Source organism: Streptomyces sp. NPDC000345 (assembly GCF_042898825.1).
In the GTDB taxonomy this organism is placed as follows: domain Bacteria; phylum Actinomycetota; class Actinomycetes; order Streptomycetales; family Streptomycetaceae; genus Streptomyces.
The window spans coordinates 1-16,307 of sequence record NZ_JBIAZE010000009.1 but is presented as its reverse complement, the minus strand read 5'-3'; the positions used below and the strand labels follow the sequence as shown (position 1 = coordinate 16,307).

8 protein-coding genes and 1 pseudogene are annotated in these 16,307 nt (G+C 74.1%); 6 read left to right on the top strand and 3 right to left on the bottom strand.

What is annotated here, in order from left to right:
* The first annotated feature begins 627 nt into the window (after positions 1-627).
* Together ACFY30_RS21995 and ACFY30_RS21990 are read left to right on the top strand one after the other, a co-directional pair.
* Complete coding sequence (locus tag ACFY30_RS21995) at positions 628-2,754, top strand: asparagine synthase-related protein (protein ID WP_390846860.1); 2,127 nt, start codon at positions 628-630, stop codon at positions 2,752-2,754.
* Positions 2,755-2,956: 202 nt separating this feature from the next.
* Positions 2,957-6,334 carry a BTAD domain-containing putative transcriptional regulator gene (locus tag ACFY30_RS21990; RefSeq protein WP_390846859.1) on the top strand — a complete coding sequence of 1,126 codons (3,378 nt, stop codon included), beginning with the start codon at positions 2,957-2,959 and terminating at the stop codon, positions 6,332-6,334.
* Here the strand turns inward: ACFY30_RS21990 and ACFY30_RS21985 are convergent.
* Both ACFY30_RS21985 and ACFY30_RS21980 read right to left on the bottom strand, forming a co-directional pair.
* A complete protein-coding gene (locus ACFY30_RS21985) occupies positions 6,321-8,141 on the bottom strand; it encodes a sigma-70 family RNA polymerase sigma factor (RefSeq protein WP_390846858.1) in 1,821 nt (606 codons plus the stop codon). The genes ACFY30_RS21990 and ACFY30_RS21985 overlap by 14 nt on opposite strands.
* A 290-nt stretch (positions 8,142-8,431) precedes the next feature.
* Positions 8,432-9,235 carry a TetR/AcrR family transcriptional regulator gene (locus tag ACFY30_RS21980; RefSeq protein WP_390846857.1) on the bottom strand — a complete coding sequence of 268 codons (804 nt, stop codon included), beginning with the start codon at positions 9,233-9,235 and terminating at the stop codon, positions 8,432-8,434.
* A gap of 379 nt (positions 9,236-9,614) precedes the next feature.
* Here ACFY30_RS21980 and ACFY30_RS21975 point away from each other — a divergent pair, with 379 nt between their 5' ends.
* From ACFY30_RS21975 to ACFY30_RS21965, 3 genes are all read left to right on the top strand, one after another.
* Positions 9,615-10,994, top strand: a complete 1,380-nt coding sequence (locus ACFY30_RS21975) for an NAD(P)/FAD-dependent oxidoreductase (RefSeq protein ID WP_390846856.1) — start codon at positions 9,615-9,617, stop codon at positions 10,992-10,994.
* A 272-nt stretch (positions 10,995-11,266) separates the two neighbouring features.
* Entirely contained in the window at positions 11,267-12,919 is a 1,653-nt protein-coding gene (locus ACFY30_RS21970) for a SpoIIE family protein phosphatase (RefSeq protein WP_390662332.1), read from the top strand.
* 92 nt (positions 12,920-13,011) lie between these two features.
* Positions 13,012-13,818, top strand: a complete 807-nt coding sequence (locus tag ACFY30_RS21965) for a class I SAM-dependent methyltransferase (RefSeq protein WP_390846855.1) — start codon at positions 13,012-13,014, stop codon at positions 13,816-13,818.
* An 84-nt stretch (positions 13,819-13,902) separates the two neighbouring features.
* Here the strand turns inward: ACFY30_RS21965 and ACFY30_RS21960 are convergent.
* Positions 13,903-15,159 (bottom strand): annotated as a pseudogene (locus tag ACFY30_RS21960) (MFS transporter); the annotation flags it as partial.
* Between the two features lie 134 nt (positions 15,160-15,293).
* On the opposite strand from ACFY30_RS21960, the gene ACFY30_RS21955 reads away from it, so the two are divergent.
* Positions 15,294-15,842 carry a MarR family winged helix-turn-helix transcriptional regulator gene (locus tag ACFY30_RS21955; protein WP_390846854.1) on the top strand — a complete coding sequence of 183 codons (549 nt, stop codon included), beginning with the start codon at positions 15,294-15,296 and terminating at the stop codon, positions 15,840-15,842.
* Positions 15,843-16,307 lie beyond the last annotated feature (465 nt).

The window sequence follows — 16,307 nt, the reverse complement described above, 5'->3', positions numbered from 1 at the left end:
CCCAAGCGTTAAGGGGCATTCTGCCGGTTGGCGGGATTGTGGTCCGTACTGCAGTGCGGGCTCCGGCACGGTCCGTCGCCGCGTGCTCCCGCTGTGTGGCCGTGCGCCCGTGTGTGCGCTCTTCTCCGGCCAAGGGGGGAGCGGTTCCATGGGTGGTGCGTGGGTCGGCCCGCTGTACTGGATCCAGTGGGCTGGGGGACACCGCCGCCTTCATCCCCGCGGGCGGCGGAGCGGTCCGGGGGGCGTACTCCGCCTCCCGGGCCGGCGCGGCTCGTGAAGGGCACGCGCGTGTGTACGGAGCGTGTGCGAAGCCTGCGCGCGGGACGCGCAACTCGCTTCGTCCGCGCCGGATTTGGCCGAAAATCGACCCCGCGTTCCATGGGTGACAACGCCTCCGACCATGGAAATCGAGGGCGCGCAGGGCGTTTTGGGGGAGCGTACCGGGGGCGCATTCGTGTCGCAGACACCGGGGTGCGCTCGGGTGCCCCGACCCGCGCCGACGCGCTCACGCGGGCGCACTCCACGGATCACAAGCGGCGCCGCCTCCCGCTGTGGCGCGTTCTTCGTGGCAGCATGGTGAACCGTTCGTACGGTGCACTCGGTTGTCCACGGCCCGTGGAGGCGTCGATGCGGTGGTTGGTGGGATGGAGCAGCACCGCCGCGGGTGCGCTGGGCGGAGCCGTCGGCACCGGTCCTCGCGACGACGGCCGTTACGACGGCGACACCTACGGCGGCCACATCGGCTACGACGGGGAGAGCTTGCAGCCCGTCGGCTCCCAACTCCTGTGGGGTGACCCCGATCCGCTGTGGGCGGTCGGTGACTGGCGCCCCGACGAGGTCCGGGTGGTGAGGGCCGACGCCCGGACCCGGATCGCGGTGCTCGGCATCTGCGGGGCGAGCGACGAGCAGCTGCGCGTCGGACTGTTCGCCGCGCGAGGGGGCGCACTCCGCCATCTGACGGCCTGGCCGGGCAGCTACACCGCGGTCGTCCAGGTCGGCCGGCGCATCACCGTCTGCGGCGACCTCGCGGGTGCCCGGCCGGTGTTCCACACCCCCTGGGCAGGCGGAACCGCCTACGCGACGGCCGCGCTGCCGCTCGCCGACCTCATCGAGGCCAACCTCGACTTCGGCCACCTGGCGGCGCTGCTGGCCGCCCCCGACGTCCCGGCCGCCCTGCACGACTCCACGCCGTACGACGGCGTGCGGCGGGTTCCGCCGGGGCATGCGCTGATCCTGCGCGCCGGGGCGCGCGAGATCGCCGGGTACGACCCGGTCGCCTCCCTCGCCGTGGCGGCACCGCCCGCCGACCCGGACAGCGCGGTCGACGCGGTACGCGACGCGCTCGTAGACGCGGTACGCGCGCGTCTGTCGGCGCCTCGACACGTGCCCGACATCGATCCCGGTCCGGTGCCCGGAATGGGCCCTGCCGAACGGCGTGCCGCGCGCGGGATGCCGGTGCCGGGCATCGGCGCGGACCTCTCCGGCGGCCTCGCCTCCGGCACGCTGGCCCTGCTGGCGGCGGGCCTGCCCGGCAGGCCGGGCACGGTCCTGGGCCACGGCACGGGCGCGGGGGAGCGACTGCTGGCGGTCACCTTCAACGACCTGACGACGCGCGGCCGCGAGGAGGAACTGCAACGGGCCGGCGCGCTGGCCGCCAACCCGCGCCTGCACCACGTCGTCGTGGCCGGCGGCGAGGAGACCCTGCCGTACGCCGACCTGGACGGTCCGCTGACCGACGAACCCGGGCCCAGCCTGGTCGCCGCCGCCCGCCATCGCGCGCGTCTCGCGGCGGGCAGCGCCGACCACTTCACCGGCTACGGCGCCCGCCAGGTCCTGGACGCCCACCCCGCCCGTCTCGCGGACCTTCTGATGGACCGCAAGCGTCGTCATCTCGTCCGCCCCGTCGCGGCGCTGACGAAGGCCGACGGCTCCGTCCTGGTCCCCGCGCGCGTGTACGGAGCGGCCCGAAGACTCGCCCGTACGCCGTACCGGGCCGGCGTGGAGAACCTCGCCGACCGCCTGCTGCACCGCAGCTTCGGCGACGACCCGGGAGGCGCGGTCGGGGCCTCGCTGGCGGCCCTGACGTGGGCCGGGCCCGGCCCCGCGGCGCGCTGGCTGACGGGCGAGGCACTGGCTGAAGTATCGGTTCTGCTGCACAGTTCGGCCCACCGCGCCGGCATCGGTCCCGGCCAGCGCCCGGGCGACTACCGCGCGCGTGCCGCCCTCACCCGCCACGCGGCCGACCTGCGCATTCTCGAACAGGCCGCCGAGATCCGCTCCCAGCGCCTGCACGCCCCCTTCCTGGACAACCAGGTCGTACGGGCCTGCCGGCTGCTGCCCGAGACCCTGCGGGTGCAGCCCGGGGCGCGCGCGTCCATCCTGCGGACCGTCCTGAAGGGCGCCGGCATCACCGACCTCCCGCCGGGCTGGGGCGCCCCCGGCCACGGCACCACGACGGCGGCCCGCGCCGGGCTCCGCATGGCCACCGACCCCCTCCTCACCCTCTTCGACGCCCCCCTCCTCGCCGAAGCGGGCCTGATCGAGGCCAGGGTGGTCCGCAAGGCGGTCCGGGCGGCAGCCTCCGGCGAGCCCCTTCCGCTGGACGGCCTGGCCGACCTGATCTCCCTGGAACTGTGGCTCCGCCGCCTGCTGTCCCGCCGGGGCACCTGCTGGACGGGAACCCCGGCCCGCACCCGCGCGGTACCGGCCGGCATCGCTCCCCAACGACGAGCGGTCTCTCCGGGCCCCGCATAGCCGCGGGCGGTCGTGCCGGCCCAGCCGCGTGCGGTCGTGCCGCGGGGGCGGCACGGGTGGGCGCAGCGGCACCCCGTGAGCGCGGGCTCGCGTCCCCACCCCCGCCCCCGAAACCGGCGGCCTGCGGCCCCGCCCCGCCGCACCGACACCGGCAACGCGAAAAGACGCGGCCCCCGGCCCCACCCCCGGCGACAATGACCCCGTGCGGTTCAACATCCTGGGCGTCACCCAGACCGAGGACGACCAGGGCACCCTCATACCCGTCCCCGGCCCCCGCCTCCGGGCCCTCCTCACCGCCCTGGCCCTGCGCCCGGGCCACCCCACCTCCCCGGAAACCCTCATCGACGAGGTCTGGCCCGACGCCCCGCCCCAGGACGCCCCCGCCGCCCTCCAGGCCCTCATCGGCCGCCTCCGCCGCACCCTCGGCAAGGACACCGTCACCTCCACCCCCGGCGGCTACCGCCTCACCGCCACCGAGGACGACGTCGACCTCCACGTGTTCGAACGCCTCGTACGCCAGGCCACCACCGACCTGCAGCACGGCGGCGACGCGGCAGCCGCCGCCCGCACCCTGGACGACGCCCTCGCCCTCTGGCGCGGCCCCGCGCTGGCCGACCTCCCCGACCGCACCCCCGCCGCCCGCCCCGAGGCCCTGCACCTCGAAGCCACCCGCGCCCGCGCCGAGGCCGACCTCCGCCTCGGCCGCGCCCACGAAGCCGTACCCCGCCTCCGGGAACTCACCGCCGCCCACCCGTACGACGAACCGCTGCACGCCCTCCTCATCCGCGCCCTGCGCGACTCGGGCCGCGAGGCCGACGCCCTCGCCGCGTACGAGACCGCCCGCCGCACCCTCGCCGACGGCCTCGGCACCGACCCGGGCCCCGGCCTGCGCGCCCTGCACACCGAGCTCCTGAACCGCCCCCAGCACCGGCGCGGCACCCCCCTCACCCCGCCCAGGGCCCCGGAACGCACCGGCAACCTCCGTCCGCGCCTCACCTCTTTCGTGGGCCGGGAACCCGAGCTCGACGCCATCCGTTCCGAAGTGCGCGGGGCCCGCCTCGTCACCCTCACCGGACCGGGCGGCTCCGGAAAGACCCGTCTCGCCGAGGAAGCCGCCGCCGGGCTCCCGCAGGCGTGGCTGGTCGAGCTGGCACCCCTCGACCGGCCGGAGGCGGTACCTGGCGCGGTGGTCAGCGCCCTCGGTCTGCGCGAGACCGTGCTGATGGCCACCGACCTGGCGACCCCGCAGGACGACCCGGTCGCCCTGCTCGTCGAGTACTGCGCCCCGCGCGGCCTGCTCCTGATCCTTGACAACTGCGAGCATGTGATCGACGCGGCCGCCACCCTCGCCGAGACCCTCCTCACCCGCTGCCCGGGGCTCACCATCCTCGCCACCAGCCGTGAACCCCTGGGCGTCCCCGGCGAGTCGGTCCGCCCGGTCGAACCCCTCCTCCCCGACCAGGCGCACCGCCTCTTCCGGGAGCGCGCCGCCGCCGTACGCCCCACCGCGGACGCCTCCCCGCAGGGCCGGGACGAGGAGGCGGTCGCGGAGATCTGCCGGCGGCTCGACGGTCTGCCCCTGGCCATCGAGCTGGCCGCCGCCCGGCTCCGGCTGCTCACCCCCCGGCAGATCGCCGACCGTCTCGACGACCGCTTCCGCCTCCTCACCTCCGGCAGCCGCACGGCCCTGCCCCGCCAGCAGACCCTGCGCGCCGTCGTCGACTGGTCGTGGGACCTCCTCGACGAACCGGAGCGGACCCTGCTGCGCGAGCTGTCCGTCTTCGCGGGCGGCTGGGACCTGGAGGCCGCCGAGGCCGTGTGCACCGGTCCGGTCGCGGACCTCGTCGGAGCGCTCGTCGACAAGTCCCTGGTCGTGGCGGCCCCGTACGAGGGCGACGGTGGTGGCGGCATGCGTTACCGCATGCTGGAGACGATCCACGAGTACGCCGTCGAGCGCGCCGCCGAGGACCCGCACGCGCGCGAGGCGGCCGAGCGCCGGCACCGCGCGTGGGCGCGCGCGTTCGTCGAGAAGGCCGACCCGTTGCTCCGCTCCGCCGAGCAACTCCCCTGGATCTCCCGCCTGGAGACCGAGCTCGACAACGTCCGGGTGGCGATCCAGCGCGCGATCGCCGCGGCCGACGAGGAGGAGGCCGCCGCCCTCTGTCTCGCCATGGGCTGGTTCTGGTGGCTGCGCAACTACCGTCACGAGGGCGCCGCCTGGGCCGACCGCACCCTGCGCCTCGGCACGGCCCTGGATTCCCTCCCCGTCCCCCCGGCGGACACCTCACCCACCCCCGGCCGCGCGTGCCGCCCCGACCCCGCCGACCTCGCCGCGCGCATGGCCGCCGTGGACCCGGTCGACGCCGCCCTCGACGAGCCGGCCGGCGGGGAGGCGGAGAACCGCGGGGATCCGAGATACGCGCGGCGGACGAACCTGCGGATGCTGCATCTGTTCCTGCTCTCGGAGTCCGAGCCCCGAAAGGTGGAGGGCACCCCCCGTTACCGGGCCTACCTTCTGCGCCTTCAGTCCCGCTTCGAGCCGGGCGGCCCGGAGGCGGCCCGGATGCCGGGGATGCTGTGGCCGCTGACCGCGTTCCAGATGCGGGACACGGTCGACGTCCGCCGCACCCTGGACGTGTCCGTCGCCAACTGCCGCGAGTACGGCGGCGACTGGGAACTGGGCTGCACCCTGATGTTCCGTACGCACATGACCGTCGACTCGCCCGGCGGCCTCGAGGGCGTGGACGACGACCTGGCGGAGCTGCGCGCGATCAGCCGTCGGGTCGGCGACCGCTGGATGCGCGCCCAGGTGTGCAGCGCGGCCGCCGAGGCGGAGATGGCCCGCGGCCGGTTCGCGGAGGCGGAGCGGGAGTACCGGGAGGCGCTGCGGCTCGCCTACGAGGTCGGCGCGTACACCGAGACGCCGTTCCTGATGGCCCGCCTCGCGGAGATCGGCTACCGCTCGGGCGACCTCGTCGGCGCCATGAAGGCGCTGGACGAGGCGAACGCCGCCGCCGACCGCTACGGAGCGGCGGACGCCCGGGCGTTCGTGGTGCTGCTGCGCGCCCACATCACGCTGCAGCAGGGTGACGTCGCCCGCGCGCGCGAGCTGTGCGACGCGACCCTCGCGGAGATCCGGCGGGGCACCCCGCCCCCGCAGTTCACGGCGGCGCTGAACATGCTCCACGCCGACGTCGTCGCCGCGGAGTCCGGCCCCGAGCACGGCCTGCCGATGTACCTCGACACGCTGCGCCGGGCCCTGGCCGACCGCTGCGCCGAGGCGATCACGTCGACGGTCGTGGACGGCGCGGCGGACCTGCTGGCCCGGCTCGGGGACTTCCCGCGCACGGTGAGACTGCTGGCGGCAGCCGACACCCTGCGCGGAGGGCACGCCCGCCCCGCCCCGCACCGTGCGCGTGCCGAGCATGCGGACGGTGCGGCCCGTGAGGCGCTGGGTGCCGGGTGTCATGAGGCCGAGCGTGCCCGCGGCACGGCCCTCACGGCGGCCGGCGTCCTACAGGAACTCGCCGACGCGGTCCGCGCCCACCCGGCGCTGGACACGCCCCCTACGCACAGGTGAACTCCGCCCGCGCCCGGTCCGCCGGGGCGGCCCCGTCGACGGGGCCGTGCGGTTCGACCACCAGCCGGACGGTCGCACGGCCGCCGAGGTCCACCCGGACGGACACGGCCGCGTCGCCGCCCTCGACCGTCCCGGACGTCCGCAGCCGGACCCCGTCGGCGTGGACGGAGAGGGACACCTTGCCGAGCGTCGGTGTCAGGTCGTCGACGCCGGCCAGAGCGGCGTAGGAGGCGCACGCGCGGTGGAGGCCGACGGTGACGGCGGACTCGCCGTGCACGGTCACCCCGCGCGCGTATGTCCGGCCGGCGATCGACAGCACCTCGCGCTGCCACACCCGGCCGCGGCCGCCCAGCCGGATCCCGGGGCCGGCGCCGTCGCCGGGGACCTCGAAGGACAGCTCGCTCGGCGGACGGACGGTCGGGGCGGACGGGGGCGTGGGCGGGGACGTCGGGGCCGGGGCGGGCCGCGGCGGCGTGGGGACCGGCCTGGGCGTCGGGACTTGCGGCGGCTGGGGTGTTCGCGGCGTGGCGGCGGTGGGTTTCGGGGGCGGGGCCGCCGCCGGGACGACCGTCGGCGGGTCCGGCTCGGGTGACTTCGCCGTCCGTGCGGGCGTGGGTGCCGGCTCCCGCGGCCCGGCCACCGGCGCGGAGGCTTCAGGCGCGGCCTCGGGCCGCCCGGCGGGGCTGTCGTCGCCGGCGAGGGCGAGCACCACCGCGGCGACCGCCACCGCGACCACACCGGCGGCGATCCCGGCCTTCACGGGCCCGCCCAGCCCCTCCGGCACCGCCCCACCCCCACCGGCCCCGCCGGAGGAGCCGCCGCCCGCCGCGACGGCCGCCCCCGCGGCACCCGCCGCGCCCGCTGCCGCCGCGCCCGCTCCGGCACCGCCGGCGATGAGTTCGAGCGCCTTGGCGTACCCGGCGGCGCCGAACCAGCCGATGACCGCGACCGGCACCACGGCGGGGATGCCACCGGCCACTTCCTCGATCTGGAGGGCGGCCAGCCGGCATCGTGCGCACTCCTCCAGGTGCCGGCGCAGCCCGCGTTCTGCGCGGGTGCGCAGCCGGCGGCGGGCGTAGGTGCCGAGCCGGTCGGCGTACCGGGCGCAGTCCACGTCGCTGGTGAGGGTGGTGCTGACATGGGCCTGGAGATAGGCCTGCTTGAGGCCCTCGCGGGCGCGGCCGGCGAGCACGCGCGTGCCGTTGGCGTCGAGGCCGAAGAGCAGGGCGACCTCGCTCGGCGACTCGTCCTCGACCTCGGTGTGCCACAGCACGGCCTGCCAGCGCTCGGGCAGGGAGCGGAAGGCCCGCATGGCCATGGACTGCTCGGCCTCGTGCAGGGCCCGCACATCGGCGCCCATGTCGTGTCCCGCCCCGAAATCACCGGCGGCCGCCGTGTCGTCCCGTGCCCGTGAGGGGCGGGAGGCGTGCGCGGCGAACACCGCGAAGTCGTCGACGAGCTGTTCCCGCTTCGCCGACCGCGTCCAGCCCGCGGCGACGCGCCGGACGGAGGTGAGGAGATAGGCGCGGACGGCGAACTCGGGTCCCGAGCCGCCGCGTACCGCCTGGAGCATGCGGGCGAAGACCTCGGCGGTGAGGTCGTCGGCGGTGTGGGCGTCCCGGCAGCACGTGCGCGCGTACCGGCGCACGGCGTCGGCGTGGCGCCGGTACAGCTCCTCGTACGCCGTGTCGTCGCCCGCGCGCATCCGCCCGATCAGCTCGGCGTCGGCAGCCGGCAGGTCCCGGAGCGGCGAGTTCACGCGCCTGCCCTGGCTCGGTACCTGTTCGTCCCGCCCGTCAACGCTCATCGCGGAATGCCCCCGCCGCCTGCCCAGCCCGTCCCGACATCGGGTCAGCGTGCCAGACGGGCTTCGGGGCGGGATCCGGCTGGACAGCCCCGCACCTGCCCGGGCGTACCTGCCGGGGAGTCCCGTACCGACTCCCACCCCTGCGCGTGCGGTTCAACTGCCTTGCTGTGAGCAGTAGTTGCAGCGTAAGAGGGGCATGCGGCACAGGTCCGGGCAGGGCGGACCGGGGCGGGGGCGTCGGCGCGCCCCGCACCCCGGTCACCCTCACGAGTGACCCCGGGCCCCGCCGCTCAGGAAGCCGGCCGCGAGCGCAGACCCTCCAGCAGGATGTCCAGCAGCCGTGCCGACGCCGCCGCCTGCTGGGCCGGGTCCGGCAGCGAGGGCGCCGCCGTGGCGATCACGAGGAGCACGTCCGACACCGACACGTCCGCCCGCAGTTCGCCCGCCGCCCGCGCCCGCTCCACGAGCTGGCCCACGACGTCGAGCAGCGCGGCCGCCCCGGTGTCGTCGCCCACGGATCCCACGGACCCCGGGCCGCCCACGGAGGCACCCGTGGCCGTACCGCCCTCGGTGACCAGCCGCAGCTCACCGCCGCCCGGCTGGGTCCGCTGCTGCGGCACCCGGGCCTCGTCGGCCGCCGGAGCCTCGGAGCCGTCCTCGGCGAAGGCCCCGACGCGCAGCACCTGCGGCGGCAGCAGCCGCCCGGCACCAGACGCCACCGAGGTCCGCAGGAAGCGCGACAGTGCCGACCAGGGCTCGTCCTCCTGGCCGAGAGCCGCCCGCGCCTGGTCGGTCAGCCGGGACGTCTCCTCCTCGGCTATCCGCCGGACCAGGACGTCCTTGCTCGGGAACCGCCGGTACACGGTCCCCACGCCCACCCGCGCGCGCCGCGCGACGTCCTCCATCGGCGCGCCGTAGCCCAGCTCGCCGAACACCTCGCGCGCCGCCCGCAGGACGTGCTCCAGATTGCGCTGTGCGTCCACGCGCAGCGGGGCGGTCCGCGGGCCGTCCCCGCGTCCGTTGCCCACCGCGCTCGCACCGCCACCGTGCGCAAGCGCGGAAGCGGACGACCAATGCGTGTCCTGAATGTGCATGAATGATCCCCCGGTAATGACGTCTCCCCCCGGAGACTCTCCCCGCCATCGAAAGCCGGGGCGCGTGGAACAGGGGAGCGCTTCCAGGGCCCGCCCGTCGCGGACCCGCGGAGCGCGCTTCCCCCTGACACCCCGTCGACAAGAACATAGTTGAGAGGCAGTCAATTCAGAAGGGGCAGGTTCCGCACGGAGCGCCCCCCGATCGGAGTACGGGTCGGTTACGTCCCGATTGCGCCCCTTCCTGCCCCCCGGCGCACACCCACTGACCTGCGCATCTGCCCCCCACGCCGGTGTTTCGGCCAACCCCGCGCACGCCCGGCTCGCGGTCACACAAGTTGTCGGGGCTGTGGACAAACACCGGCGTCGGGTGCGTCATGGGATGGTGAAGGAACGTGCGCGCATTCTCGTTGTCGGTGGTGGCTACGTCGGGATGTACACGGCACTGCGGCTCCAGCGGAGGCTGAAACCGGAACTCGACCGGGGCGAGGTCGAGATCACGGTCGTCACACCCGACTCGTACATGACCTACCAGCCGTTCCTCCCCGAGGCGGCCGCCGGCGCGGTCTCCCCCCGGCACGTGGTCGTCCCCCTGCGCCGCGTCCTGCCGCACTGCCGGGTCGTCGTCGGCGAGGTCACCGCGATCGACCACGCCAAGCGCACCGCCACCCTCACCACCCTCGCCACCGACGAGGAGGGCGCCGGCCCCCGGCAGCTGACGTACGACGAGCTCGTCCTCGCTCCCGGCTCCGTCTCCCGCGCGCTTCCGATCCCCGGCCTCGCGGACCACGCCATCGGCTTCAAGACGGTCGAGGAGGCCATCGGCCTGCGCAACCACGTCATCGAACAGATGGACATCGCCTCCTCCACCCGCGATCCCGCCATCCGCGACGCCGCCCTCACCTTCGTCTTCGTCGGCGGCGGGTACGCGGGCGTGGAGGCACTCGCGGAACTGGAGGACATGGCCCGCTACACCACGCGCTACTACCACAACGTCGAGCCCGAGGACATGAAGTGGATCCTCGTGGAGGCCTCCGACCGGATCCTGCCGGAGGTCGGCGAGGACATGGGCCGCTACACCGTCAGCGAACTGCGCCGCCGCAACATCGACGTGCGGCTGCACACCCGCCTGGAGTCCTGCGCGGACCGCGTCGCCGTGCTCAGCGACGGCGCCCGCTTCCCGACCCGCACGGTCGTGTGGACCGCCGGCGTCAAACCCCACCCCGTCCTCGACGCCACCGACCTCCCCCGCACCGAACGGGGTCGGCTGAAATGCACCCCCGAACTCTCGATCGACGGCGTCACGCACGCGTGGGCGGCCGGAGACGCGGCGTCCGTCCCCGACGTGACCGCCGGCGAACCCGGCAAGGAGACCGCCCCCAACGCCCAGCACGCCGTGCGCCAGGCCAGGCTCCTCGGCGACAACATCGTGCGCTCGCTGCGCGGCGAACCGCTGCGCACGTACTCCCACAAGTACGTCGGCTCGGTCGCCTCACTCGGCCTGCACAAGGGTGTCGCCCACATCTACGGACGCAAGCTCAAGGGCTACCCCGCCTGGTTCATGCACCGCGCCTACCACCTCAGCCGCGTGCCCACCTTCAACCGCAAGGCGCGCGTGCTCGCCGAATGGACGCTCTCCGGACTCTTCAAACGGGAGATCGTCTCCCTGGGGTCCCTCGAACATCCCCGTGCGGAGTTCGAACTCGCTGCCGGTGGAAAGCCTTCTGGCGAGTCTTCGGACGACTCGAAGGGGTCGTCCTGACCCGATCCAGGAACTCCCCCGGCCGCACCCACGTCTGACGAATGTCGGCCCGGACCGCGGCCACACTGCCAGACTGCTTGCTGCTCACAGCTCCTCCCGAGCCCCCTTCCGAGCCCGGGGCGGGCCACCGCCCGCTCCGCGAGACCCACGAGGCTGTTCCCACGTGCTCCACTCCCCGGGTGCTGTAACAATGCGGGGCCACCGCCGCGCGGCCCCCGGAGCCCAGGCCGGGCCCGGAGCCGGCCGACGACGACTACACGAGGCAAGGATTCGTGAACTTCACGCGCTGGAGCGCCCGGCTCCCCGGAACTCAGCGCCGCGCCGCAGCGCGGGCCGAGCACACGGTCACCACCACGGACCGGCGGAGCGACGGCTCCGTACCCGCGGCCCGCGCCGAACAACTGACCGACGGGCCGCCTCCCGTGCCCGCCGTGGACGAACTCCCGGTCCGTGAGGTCCTCGACCGCGTCCCGGCCCTCGTCGCCCTCGTCCACGGCACCGACCACCGCCTCGCCTACGTCAACGACGCCTACACGGCGGCCTTCGGCGTCCGCCCCTGCGGCGAACCCGCCGCCGACGCCCTGCCCGAACTCCGCGACCTCGGCCTCATGCCCCTCCTCGACCAGGCCCTGCGCAGCGGCAAGCCCCGCACCCTCAAGTCCCGCAAGGCCCCCGACGGCCGCCACTACACCTTCACCTGCACCCCGGCCGCCGAGGACAACGGCGACGGCGCGGTCCTGATCTTCGCCACCGACGTCACCGACCACGCCGAGGCCGCCGAACGCCTCAGAGCCAGCGAGCGCCGCCAGCGGGAAACCGCCGTCACCCTCCAGCGCTCCCTCCTGCCCCAGGAACTCGAACAACCGGACGACCTGCGGATCGCCGCCACCTACCAGCCCGGCGGCACCGAGGCCGCCGTCGGCGGCGACTGGTACGACGTCATCACCCTCGGCGGCGGCCGCACCGCCCTCGTCATCGGCGACGTCATGGGCCGCGGCGTCCGCGCCGCCGCCGTCATGGGCCAGCTCCGCACGGCCGTGCGCGCCTACGCCCGCCTCGACCTCCCCCCGCACGAGGTCCTCCAGCTCCTCGACGGCCTCGCCACCGAGATCGACGCCAACCAGATCGCCACCTGCGTGTACGCGGTCCACGACCCGAACGAGGGCCGGCTGGTGTACGCCTCCGCGGGCCACCTCCCCATCCTGGTCCGCGACGACAGCGGCCATGTCCAGCGCGCCGACGAACCCACCGGCCCGCCCCTCGGCACCGGCGGCTGGATCCACGCCTCCGGCTCCATCGCCCTCGGCCCCGGCTCCACCGCCGTCCTCTACACGGACGGCCTGGTCGAGCGCCGCGACGAGGACCTCGACGAAGGCATCGCCTCCCTCGAACGCGCCCTGGCCGGAGCCACCGGCACCCCCCAGGTCGTCTGCGACCGACTGGTCCGCTCGGCCGGCGTCACCGCCGACCACGACGACGACGTGGCCGTCCTGGTCCTCCAGCACCCGGCCCGCACCGGCGCCGACAGCGAACTCTTCCGCAACGCCGCCCTGGAACTCCTCGGCGGTGTCGAAGCGGCCCCCCGCGCGCGTGCCTTCGCCTCCGGCGTCCTCACCAGCTGGCGCTTCCCCGCCGACCTGCACGACCTCGGCGTCCTCGCCACCAGCGAACTCGTCGCCAACTCCCTCCAGCACGGCACCCCGCCCATGCGGCTGCGCCTGCGCCGCACCGACCGCCGCCTGATCATCGAGGTCACCGACGGCGACGACCACCTGCCACGCCGCCGCCGCGCCGAACCGGGCGACGAGTCCGGCCGGGGCATCGCGATCGTCGCCACGATCGCCTCCCACTGGGGCAGCCGGCGCACTCCGGGCGGCGGAAAGGCGGTGTGGTGCGAGTTCGTCCTCCCGAGACCGGCCGACTGACCCGACGCCACCCGACCGAGAAGAGCCTCGAACATGCGTTCCCCCGCGCGTGACACCTAGGCGAACACGTCCCTCGGTGCTAGGAGCTCCCCATGGCAGACGCAACGGGATTCGACCTCAAAGGAAGCGCCCCCGAGCGCTACGAACACTATGTCGCGCCCCTCATGGCGCCCTTCGTCACCGCACTCGTGGACGCCGTGGACCTCTACCCCGGCGCCACCGTCCTCGACCTCGCCTGCGGCACCGGCTTCGCGGCCCGTGCCGCGGCCGCCCAGGCGGGCCCGACCGGCCGGGTCGCCGGCGCGGACCTCAACGAGGGCATGCTCAAGGTCGCCGTGGCGCGCCACCCCCGCCTCTACCCGGACATCGAGTTCACCGCCGCCCCCGCCGACGACCTCCCCTACCCCGACGCGACCTTCGACGCCGTCCTCTGCCAGCAGGGCGCCCAGTTCTTCCCCGACCTCGACGCGGCCCTGCGCGAGACGGCCCGCGTCACCCGCCCCGGAGGCCGCTTCGCCGCCACGGTCTGGTCCCACCTGGACGACTCCCCGTACTTCGTCGCCCAGCTCCGGGCCGTCGAGCGGTACGGCACCCCCGAGGCGGCGGAGTTCTTCAGGACGGCCTTCACCGCGGCGGGCCGCCTGACGGCCACCCTGGCCCGCTCGGGATTCCACGACGTCGCCGACCGCGAACTGACCTTCGCGATCACCCTCCCGCCGCTGGAGGACTACATCCCCGGCCACCTCTCCGCGATCCCCTGGGGCCAGACGATCACCGAATCGGCGGGCGAGCACGTTCTCACCCAGGCGGCCGACACGATCCGCACCGCTCTCCCGGCCGGCACGACCACCTTCCCCTTCAGCGCCACCCTGGTGACAGCGGCCCGCCGACCGCGCTGATCCCACCGAACCGACGACACACGAAGGGGCGGCCGTCGTTTCCGAGAACGACGGCCGCCCCTCCGGCTTCGAGCAGCCTGAGGCCTCCGCGGCCACGGGCTCCACCACGGTCCCACCCTTGGCCACGACCCGGTTCCGCACCAGCCACGGCTGGTCCTGCACGGGGGTCAGCTGCCGCCCCAGCCGAAGGGCGAGGAAGGTGATCCCCAGCGAGAACAGCAGGAACGTCACGATGTACGGCGCGTGCAGCGAGGCCGCCATCGGCCCGCCCACCGCGGGACCGACGGCCAGCGCGAGCTGCTTCACCAGGGCGAACACCGAGTTGTACTGCCCGGCCATCCCGCTCGGCGCCAGATCGGCGACCAGCGGCGCGACCGTCGGCGACAGCATCGCCTCACCCAGCCCGAACAGCGCGTACGTCGAGACGAACGCCGCCGTCGCCATCTCCCGGCTGCCGTGCCCGAGCCCCGCGTACCCGGCCACGACCCATGCCACGGCCCAGATCAGCCCCACGGCCGCGATCACCCGCGACCGCTTCTGCCGCTCGACGAACTTCAGCACGGCGAACTGCGCGACGACGATCATGGCGGTGTTGGCGGCCAGCGCGGTCCCCAGCGCGGAGGTCGAGATCCCGGCGGCCTCCACCCCGTACGCGCTCAGCCCCGACTCGAACTGCCCGTAGCAGGCGAAGAACAACACGAAGCCCAGGACGCACAGCTGCACCATGGCCCGGTTGCCGAGCAGCTGACGCCAGCTCCCCCGGCCGGAGCGCCGGGGCGTGTCCCCGACCCGCGGGGCGGACGGCACCCGCACCGTCGCCATCACCACGACCAGCAGCAGGAACATCGCCGCCTCGATCGCGAAGAGCAGCGTGAAGGAGGAGACACGCGTGGTGTCGACGAGGTGACCGCCGATGAGCCCGCCCACGCCCAGCCCGAGGTTCTGCAGGAAGAACTGCGTGGCGAACGCCCGCGACCGGGTCTCCGTCGTCGAGCAGTCCACGATCATCGTCGCCAGCGCCGGCTGCATCACGGCCTGTCCGGCCCCGAGCGCGGCCACCGCGGACAGGACGGCGGTGGCATTGCCTGCCAGCCCCAGACCCAGCGCGCCGACAGCGGCGGTGACCAGAGCGGCGAGCAGGACCGGCAGTGGACCTCGCCGCACGATCGCCCGTCCGGCGAACGGCAGCACGATCAGCGCGGCCACGGCGAAGACGGCGAGCACGAGTCCCGCCGTCATGGCCCCCAGCCCCCGCACCTGCGCCACATAGACGTACAGGTAGGGAACCGTGAAGCCGAGCCCGAAAGCGCTGAGTGCGTTGCCCACGTGGATCCGGCGCATCGCTGCGCCCTTCGCCCTGGTCACGTTCACCTCTCTCACTAGTTAGGAGTGAAGACTTCAAAGCTAAAGTTCGAAGCTAAAGAGTACACATCGAAGGACTTCAAGGCAAAGTGGCTCCGTGCGATACTGCGGCCATGGCCGAGCCCTCCGGCGCCACTGAGCCGACCCTCGAAGAGCAGATCGCCGCCTACCAGCGCGAGTTCCGGGACCTCGACCCCCAGGTCGAGAAGATCGTCTCGGCGCTCTCCCGCCTCAACCGCCGGATGAACGTCGCCTACGGCCGCCAGACCGCCGAGCTGGGCATCAGCAACGCCGAGTGGGAGGTCCTCAAGGCCCTCGTCCTCTCCGGTGCCCCTTATCGCCTGGGCCCCGGCGATCTGGCCAAGCGCCTCGGGCTGACGCCGGCCGCGATGACCCACCGGATCGACCGCATGGTCGGCGAGGGACTGGTGACCCGGGAACGGGACGAGTCCAACCGCGTGCGCGTCATCGTGGAGCTGACGCCGGAGGGGAGGGAGAAGTGGCTGGAGGCGATGCGCCTGGCCACGGTCTTCGAGGAGGACCTGCTCCAGGATCTCTCCCCGGGGGAGCGCACCACCCTCGGCGAGGTCCTGACCAGGCTCCTGCGCCGAGTGGAGCACGCGCAGCCGGACGCCGGCGGGCGGCTCAGCGACCTGGACTGAGGCCGCGACGAGCGCTCCCTAAAAGATCTTGACAGGGGGTGCTTGACAGCCCCTTGGGGGGTGCGTAGAGTTCTTCGGGTTGTCGGGGAGCCGGAACGGTTCTTCGACGACACTCCCGCCGCTCAAGCGGCACCTCACATCACAGTACGATCTCCCGACGGGGTTGAATTCAGGCATGCCCGAATTCAATTCGATTCGGGGCCGACAGCCCGATTAGGAACTGCCCGGCGGATCCGCTAAGGTTTGAGACGTCGGAACGGCCCGAGGGCCGGGAAGGCAACCCCCTCTGACGGGGAATCAGACACCGAAAGGATCTGATAGAGTCGGAAACGCCGGAAAGGGAAACGCGAGAGCGGAAACCTGGAAAGCGCCGAGGAAATCGGATCGAGAAAAGATCTGATAGAGTCGGAAACGCAAGACCGAAGGGAAGCGCCCGGAGGAAAGCCCGAGAGGGTGAGTACAAAG

Excerpts from the sequence above, each read along its gene's own strand:
- ACFY30_RS21995 (WP_390846860.1), top strand. The coding sequence starts at position 628 with ATGCGGTGGTTGGTGGGATGGAGCAGCACCGCCGCGGGTGCGCTGGGC.
- ACFY30_RS21985 (WP_390846858.1), bottom strand. The coding sequence starts at position 8,141 with ATGAGCGTTGACGGGCGGGACGAACAGGTACCGAGCCAGGGCAGGCGC.
- ACFY30_RS21980 (WP_390846857.1), bottom strand. The coding sequence starts at position 9,235 with ATGCACATTCAGGACACGCATTGGTCGTCCGCTTCCGCGCTTGCGCAC.
- ACFY30_RS21975 (WP_390846856.1), top strand. The coding sequence starts at position 9,615 with ATGGTGAAGGAACGTGCGCGCATTCTCGTTGTCGGTGGTGGCTACGTC.
- ACFY30_RS21965 (WP_390846855.1), top strand. The coding sequence starts at position 13,012 with ATGGCAGACGCAACGGGATTCGACCTCAAAGGAAGCGCCCCCGAGCGC.
- ACFY30_RS21955 (WP_390846854.1), top strand. The coding sequence starts at position 15,294 with ATGGCCGAGCCCTCCGGCGCCACTGAGCCGACCCTCGAAGAGCAGATC.